General features: G+C 72.0%; 6 protein-coding genes and 1 pseudogene. 6 read left to right on the forward strand and 1 reads right to left on the reverse strand.

The genetic code is table 11. The annotated features are described in order from the left end of the window. A pseudogene (locus DBR36_RS13870) lies at nucleotides 1–410 on the forward strand (hypothetical protein); the annotation flags it as partial. A gap of 22 nt (nucleotides 411–432) precedes the next feature. Here the strand turns inward: DBR36_RS13870 and DBR36_RS13875 are convergent. Then, nucleotides 433–1,149 carry a GNAT family N-acetyltransferase gene (locus DBR36_RS13875; protein ID WP_258222862.1) on the reverse strand — a complete coding sequence of 239 codons (717 nt, stop codon included), beginning with the start codon at nucleotides 1,147–1,149 and terminating at the stop codon, nucleotides 433–435. Nucleotides 1,150–1,367: 218 nt separating this feature from the next. Here DBR36_RS13875 and DBR36_RS13880 point away from each other — a divergent pair, with 218 nt between their 5' ends. The 5 genes from DBR36_RS13880 to DBR36_RS18115 form a co-directional block, all read left to right on the forward strand. Beyond that, nucleotides 1,368–2,399: an LLM class flavin-dependent oxidoreductase gene (locus DBR36_RS13880; RefSeq protein WP_181373609.1), complete on the forward strand. Its 1,032-nt coding sequence runs from the start codon at nucleotides 1,368–1,370 to the stop codon at nucleotides 2,397–2,399. Between the two features lie 24 nt (nucleotides 2,400–2,423). Beyond that, the gene (locus DBR36_RS13885; RefSeq protein ID WP_108320325.1) at nucleotides 2,424–3,632 is read left to right on the forward strand and encodes an LLM class flavin-dependent oxidoreductase; all 1,209 of its coding nucleotides are present in this window, start codon (nucleotides 2,424–2,426) and stop codon (nucleotides 3,630–3,632) included. 15 nt (nucleotides 3,633–3,647) lie between these two features. Further along, complete coding sequence (locus DBR36_RS13890; protein ID WP_108320327.1) at nucleotides 3,648–5,009, forward strand: NtaA/DmoA family FMN-dependent monooxygenase; 1,362 nt, start codon at nucleotides 3,648–3,650, stop codon at nucleotides 5,007–5,009. A 13-nt stretch (nucleotides 5,010–5,022) separates the two neighbouring features. Further along, nucleotides 5,023–5,913, forward strand: coding sequence for a DUF1684 domain-containing protein (locus DBR36_RS13895; protein WP_108320329.1), 891 nt, complete (start codon nucleotides 5,023–5,025; stop codon nucleotides 5,911–5,913). Beyond that, nucleotides 5,910–7,555, forward strand: a 1,646-nt coding sequence (locus DBR36_RS18115; RefSeq protein ID WP_219927661.1) for an MFS transporter, incomplete at its 3' end; no start/stop codon positions are given. The genes DBR36_RS13895 and DBR36_RS18115, both read left to right, overlap by 4 nt.

Raw genomic sequence — 7,555 nt, forward strand, 5'->3', positions numbered from 1 at the left:
CGTACTCGTACGTCGGCGCGACCTCCCGCCGCGACGACGAGGGATGGGACACGCTCGGCGACGTCGGACACCTGGATGCCGAGGGCTACCTCTTCCTGCACGATCGTGCCGACGACCTCATCAACCGCGGCGGCGACAAGATCGCTCCCGCGACCGTCGAGGCGGTGCTCGAGGAACACCCCGCCGTCGAGGAGGCCGTCGCCTTCGGCGTCCCCGACGACGACCTGGGCCACGTGGTGCACGCCGCCGTCAGGCTCGCCGACCCCGCGGCATCCGCTTCGGTGATGGCCCACGCGCGGACGCGATTGAGTCGGCAGGCGCCCGTCGCGCTGCACGTGGTGACGACGCCGCTCCGCAACGACGCCGGAAAGGTTCGGCGTTCCGCGCTCGCGGAGCGGTTCGGCGGCTGAGACCGGCGGGGCCGTCCGGTTCTCAGGCCGGCGTCCGCACCGCCGCGAAGCGGTTGCGCCTGCGCAGCGCGAAGCCGAGCTTCTCGTACGCGGCGATCGCGTTGACGTTGCCGGCTGCGGCGTGCATCAGCGCGCGATCGCCGCGCTGCTGGATGTGGAACGCCACGTCGAGCACCAGGCGTGAAGCGAGGCCCTGGCGGCGGTGATCGGCATCCACCGCCACCGCGCTGATCTCGGTCCAGCCGGTCGGGTGCAGGCGCTCACCGGCCATGGCGACGAGACGACCCCCGCGACGGATGCCGATGTACCGACCGAGCTCGTACGTGCGGGGGCGGAAGGGGCCCGGCTGATTGCGCTCGACGATCGCGATCATGTCGGCGGCATCGGCGGCGCCGAGCTCGACCGCCTCGTCGAAGGGGCGCGTCTGCAAGGCATCGGTCTCGACGAGCTGCACGCCCTCGCCGCCGCCGAGGAATTCCCACCCGTCCGGGATCGCGCCCTCGTACCCCGACAGTCCGACCTCGGCGCCCGGCCCGACGAGCTCGCGCAGGGCGTCCCACACCTCCGGTTCGTCCCACGAGCGCACCGCGACGAACGGCGCGACGTCGGCCGGATACCGGCGCACCAGGTCGCCGCCGATCGCGAACGAGGCGTGCGGACCGGCGAGCGAATGCCACGCGGCGTTGTCGAGGACGGTCGCGTCGGCGTGGGGGACGGGCAGGGTCGCGGGGGAGGTCACCGGGACACTCTGCGCCGGTCGCGGGCGCGGTGCAACTCGACGCGAGCCGCACGCAACGGATCGACTGGAATGTGACCCCGCGTGAACGCGGACGGCGGCCCGTGACGATGCACGACACCGCATTTCGTCGCGTTCGACGGCCCGCCCGTGGGCGGCGCACTCTCGACAGACACGGCCGAACAGCGCCGCGGCACGTACACGATGTGAAGGAGTCTCGAATGCCGATCCCCTCCGCACCCGCGGTCGTCGAGGCGGGGCTGACCCTGCCGGGTACGTTCGACGAGGCCTCGCCGAGCGGCGGCCTCGAGGAGACGCTGCGCCTGTTCTCTCTCGCGGAGGAGCTGGGGTACCAGGTCGCGGGCATCCGCCAGCGCCACCTCGAGCGCGGTGTGTCATCGGCCCTGCCGTTCCTGGCCGCCGCGACGCAGCGCACCTCGACCATCCGGCTCGAGACCGCGGTCGTGCCGCTGGGGTTCGAGACGCCTTTCCGTCTCGCGGAGGACTTCGCCACCGTCGACGTGCTCTCGGGCGGACGGATCAACGTCGGCGTGAGCTCCTCGGCTCCGCACCGCGAGCTCGTCCGTGCCCTGAGTCGCGTCGGCGAAGCCGACGACATCGCGCCCTACACGCTCATCGAGCGCTTCCTCGAGGCGCTCGAGGGTCGTGCGCTGTCGGACGAGGTCATCACGACGCCCTACGGGCGGCAGATCCCCCGCATCCAGCCGCACGTGCCCACGCTGCGGGAGCGGGTCTGGCTCGGCGGCGGTTCGGCGCGCTCGGTGCGGTGGGCGGCGGAGCACGGCCTCAAGCTCTTCCTCGGCAACCTCGCCGCGGCCGACGGCGACGCGTCGTTCGAGACCGTTCAGCGCGCCCGCATCGACGAGTACCACGCCCTTTTCGTCGGATCGGGTGAACCCGCTGTCGGCGTGGAGCGCGTCATCGTCCCCACAGACAGCGCGACCGCCGCCCAGCGAGCCCACTACCGGGAGTACGCGGCCGCACGTGACGAGCGCACCCTCGCCCCCGTCCGGGGTGTCGTGTTCCAGCGGGACCTCGTCGGCACGGCCGACGAGATCATCGGTCGACTGCGCGAAGACCCCGCCATCGACGGGCGTACACAGCTGCGGATCGCTCTGCCGTACGCCTTCCATCGCGACGACTACCGCCAGATCCTCTCCGACGTCGCCGAGGGCGTGCTGCCGCGCCTCGGCTGGCGTCCGGCCGGCTCCGCGTCGGCCGTCGCCGCCTGATCATCGACCCCGAAGGAATCTCCCATGACCGACACTCGTCCCCTGCTCATCGGCGTCGCGCTCGAAGGTGCCGGATGGCATCCCGCAGCATGGCGTGAACCGACGTCGCGTCCGACCGAGCTGTTCACCGCCGGCTATTGGACGGATGTCGTCCGCACGGCCGAGGATGCCGGGCTGGATTTCGCGAGCATCGAGGACTCCCTGGCCCTGCAGTCCGAGCGGTTCCTCGTCGGCGACGAACGCACGGACGAGGTGCGCGGACGGCTCGACGCCGTGCTCATCGCCTCGCGTGTGGCCCCGGTGACGTCGCGCATCGGGTTGCTCCCCGTCGCGACGGTGACGCACACCGAGCCCTTCCACCTGTCGAAGGCCATCGCGACGCTCGACTACGTCAGCGAGGGTCGGGCGGGCGTCCAGGTGAAGGTGTCGGCGCGCGCCGACGAAGCCGCGCACGTGGGGCGCCGCGCGCACCCCGGCGACGTCGCGATCGACGACCCGTCCTTCGCGGCCTTCATCGAGGACGCGTTCGATGAGGCGGCGGACGCGGTCGAGGTCGTGCGCCGGCTCTGGGACAGCTGGGAGGACGACGCGGAGATCCGCGATGTCGAAACCGATCGGTTCCTCGACGCGGACAAGGTCCATCAGGTGGACTTCGAGGGGCGCTTCTTCTCGGTGCGTGGCCCCTCGATCACCCCGCGACCGCCGCAGGGCCAACCGATCGTGGCAGCCTTGGCGCACGCCGCGATCCCCTACCGGCTCGCCGCGCGTTCGGCCGACGTCGTCTTCGTGACTCCCGCCGACGCCGTCCACGCCCGTGGGATCGTCGAGGAGGTCCGTCGGGCCGAGCAGGGGGCGGAGCGCGAGGGCGAACCTCTCCGCGTCATCGCCGACCTCGTCGTGTTCCTGGACGACCCCGCCGGCGAGAGCGGAGTCGACCGTCGGGCGCGGCTCGACGCCCTCGGGCGGGCGCTCGTCTCGGATGCGCGGATCGTCGCGGGTTCGGCATCCACCGTCGCCGACGTGTTCGACGACCTGGCAGCCGCCGGATACGCCGGGGTGCGCCTTCGCCCGGGAGTCGTGACCGACGACCTGCCGCGCATCGCCGCCGACCTCGTGCCCGAACTGCGTCGGCGCGGGCTCCTGCCGGCCGCCGCCCCCGACAGCTCGTCGCTGCGCAGCCGTCTGGGCCTCGCCGAGGCCCCGCCCAGCCGATACGCCACCCCCGTCGCCTGAAAGGACCGGACCACCATGAGCACGCGCAAACAGATCATCCTCGCCGCCTACGTGGGCGGAGTGAACGAGCACACGGCGTGGGAGCACCCGGATGCCGGGAGCCAGATCGACTTCTCGACGTTCCGCCACGTCGCTCAGACCGCCGAGCGGGGTCGATTCGACTACTTCTTCCTCGCCGAGGGGCTCGCGTTGCGCGCCCGTGACGGGCGCATCTTCGACCACGACATCGCCGGTCGCCCCGACACCCTGCCGGTGCTCGCCGCCGTCACCGAGCACCTGGGCCTCGTCGGCACCCTCAACGCCACCTTCAACGAGCCGTACGAACTGGCCCGGCAGATCGCGAGCCTCGATCACCTCTCCGGAGGGCGCGCGGGCTGGAACGTCGTGACGTCCTTCGATGCGTTCACCGGCGCGAACTTCCGCCGAGGCGGATTCCTCGCGCACGCCGACCGGTACGTCCGCGCCGAAGAGACCGTGGCCACCGTGCGCGAGCTCTGGGACTCATGGGCCGCCGACGCCATCGCGGCCGACAAGGACGCCGGGACGTTCCTGCGCGACGGCCGGGCGGGGGAGTTCGCCCACCACGGCAACCAGTTCGACATCGCCGGCCGGTTCACCGTTCCGCGCAGCCCCCAGGGACGCCCCGTGATCGTCCAGGCCGGCGTCTCGCCGCAGGGCCGCGACTTCGCGGCATCCACCGCCGACGTCATCTTCTCCCCGTACTCGAAGCTGGCCGAGGGCAAGGCCTTTTCGGCGGACATCGCCGAGCGGGCCGCGAAACTCGGGCGCGACCCCGAGCACGTCAAGATCCTGCCGTCGGCGTCGTTCGTCCTCGGAGACACCCGTGCCGAGGCCGAGGAGAAGGCCCGCCACATCCTCGAGCAGCAGCTCAGCGACCGCACGATCCAGGTGACCTTCGAGCAGGTGTGGAACCGCGACCTGTCGAGCTACGACCTGGACGGCCCCGTGCCCGACGTCGACCCGGATCCCGAGGCGCCGACCTTCATCCAGGGGCGGGCGTTCATCTTCCAGGACCGATTCCAGACGGTGCGGACCTGGCGCGAGCTCGCCGAGCAGAAGGGTCTCACTCTGCGTGGTCTCGCGCACGAGGTCGCGCGGGGACCGGGCTACGTCGGGACACCCGAGCAGGTCGCGGACCAGCTCGACGGCTTCGTGCAGGAGGGCGGCGCGGACGGCGTCGTCCTCGGCTCGCACGTGGTGCCCTCGGGTCTCGACGAGTTCGTCGACCGCGTCGTGCCGCTGCTGCAGGAGCGCGGCTCGCTGCGCACCGAGTACAGCGGCCGCACCTTGCGTGAGAACCTGGGCCTTCCGCTCCCGCAGGCGACCGCGGGTCTCGCGGCGACGTCGGCACGCTGAATCGAGGACGACCATGAGCACCACGGCACACGACACCGTCGACCGCGCGCGATTCGCACGCGAATGGGAGGACTGGCACCGCGTCCACGAGCAGCGGCGCGCCGACCCGCACGGCTTCCTGGCGGTGGCGGCGCTCTTCTGGCTCGAACCCGAGCCCCAGACCTACCCGGGTATCCCGGGACGGTGGCAGACCTCCGAGGGCGGGCCGGTGGTCGCCCTCGCCGCGGGGGAGTCGCTGGTGGTCGACGGTCGACGGATCGAGGGGGTGCACGCTTTCGGTCCGATCGCGGAGCGCGCGGCAGAGACCGTCGGGTTCGCCGGGGGCGTGATCGAGGTGGCGCGCCGTGGGGGGCGCGACATCCTTCGCCCCCGTCGGCCCGACTTCGCGTTCTTGTCCGCGTATTCGGGCACGCCGTCCTACGCCCCCGACCCGCGATGGCGGGTGCAGGCGCGATTCGTGCGCTACGTCGTTCCGCGTCCGCACGAGGTGGGTGCGGCGGTGGACGGCATCTCGCACGTCTACGAGTCGCCGGGATACCTCGAGCTGGTGCTCGGCGACGAGACGAGACGTCTGGTTACCTTCCCGGGTCACGTGCCCGGGACGCTGAACGTCTTGTTCACGGATGCCACGAGCGGAGACACCACGTACGCGGCGAATCGTTCGCTCTCGATCGACGAACCGGATGCCGACGACCGGGTGGTCGTGGACTTCAATCGTGCGGTGAACCTGCCGTGCGCGTACACGGACTTCGCCACGTGCCCGCTTCCGCCCGCCGAGAATCGGCTGTCGGTGCGGATCGAGGCGGGCGAGAAGACCCCCACGGCGCGGGCGCACGGCGTGGTCACCGCGTACGGCATCGAACCGCGGGAGGGCGCGTCGATCGAGGCGGTCCGGGCCGGGTGACCTCGCCCGACGGTTCCCCCGGGGCGAGCGCGCGCGCGGCACTCGCGTGCTGTCTCGCCGCGGGCTTCGCCACCTTGCTCGACGCGACGATCATCGCCTACACGGCGCCCACCGTCACGTCGTCGCTGCACGCGACGACGTCGGTCGTGCAGTGGTTCCTCGCCGCGTATTCCCTCACTTTCGGTCTGGGTCTCGTGCCGGCCGGCCGCCTCGGCGACGCCTTCGGCCGGCGCGAGCTCTTCGTCGCCGGCATGCTCGTGTTCCTTCTCGGCGCGATCGCGTCCGCCCTGGCCCCGTCGGCGTGGTTGCTCGTGGCGGGTCGCCTGACGCAGGGTCTGGGCGCGGGGTTCATCAGCGCCCAAGTGCTCGGCATCATCCAGGACACGACGCGGGGATCCGCGCGGGTGCGGGCCCTCGGCGCGTACTCCGCCGTCGGGGCGCTCGCCGCGATCGTGGGCCCTCTCGCCGCGGGGATCCTGCTGTGGGTGCTCCCCTCCGACCTCGGCTGGCGCGCCGTGCTGCTGACTCCGGTGCCCTTCGCCGCCGTCGCCGTGTGGCGCGGGATGCGCTCCCTGCCCCGCGCTCGTCCCGCCCGACTGACCTCGGGCCTCGACATCCCCGGGATCGCGCTTCTCGGCGCCATCGTCGTCGGCGTGACCCTTCCGGTCATCGACCCCGGGATGCCGCCGCCCCAGGCGATCGGGACGTTCGGCGCGGTGGCGGTTCTGGTGGTCGCGCTGGTGGGGTGGGAACGCGTGTACGCGCGACGCGGTCGTCTGCCGCTGTTCGCGCCTGCGCTCCTGCGCTCGGGCGGGTTCGTCGCGGGCAACGTCGTCGCGCTGCTGTGGTTCGGGAGCCTGCTGGCCCTGTCGACCGTCATCGCCGTCTACTTCTTGCAGGCGCAGCAGCTGCCGGCGTTCCTCATCGCTGCGGGGCTCGTGCCCGCGTCCCTCGCCCGTCTGTTCACCTCGCGCGCGAGCGCGGGGATCTACGCGCGGTTCGGTTCGACGGTGATCTCCGCGGGGCTGGCCATCGAGCTGATGTGCCTCCTGGCGTTGGTCACCGTGACGGTTCTCGCGGACTCCGGGTGGCTGTTCCCGGCGGTCGTCCTGATTCAGATCGCGCTCGGTTTCGCCGGCGGCTTGGTCGAGCCGGCCCTGCGCGCCGTCACCCTCGGCTTCGCCCCGTCCACGCTGCACGGGGTCGCGGCATCCTTCCTGCAATTGACCCAGCGCCTGTCGGCGACGTTCTTCGTCGCCCTCGCGACCGGGATCCTGCTGGGCGCCGACGGGATGCCGACGACGACGACGCTCGGGATCGCGACCTCGGTGTGCGCCGCCGCGGTCTTGATCGCGCTGATCGTGGCGTGGGGGGCGCGACGGCGGGAGGAACGCCCCGGCGGCGACGGGGCTCCCGCCGTGTTACCGGCCGTTTCCGTCGAGCGCTCGGGACGGACCGCCTCCGGTGATACTGGCGGGATGACCGCGCCGCACTCCGCCTGGACGATCGAACGCGTCGCCTGGTCCGACGAGCGTGCCGTGGCACTGCGCGCGGCGATGGACGATGAGATCTCACCGCGGTACGCCGAGGTGTTCGCCGCCTTCGACGACGAGACCGCGGCGCTCCTCGCGCAGGACTTCGC

Source organism: Microbacterium sp. HMWF026 (assembly GCF_003061325.1).
GTDB classification, from domain to species: Bacteria; Actinomycetota; Actinomycetes; order Actinomycetales; family Microbacteriaceae; genus Microbacterium; species Microbacterium testaceum_E.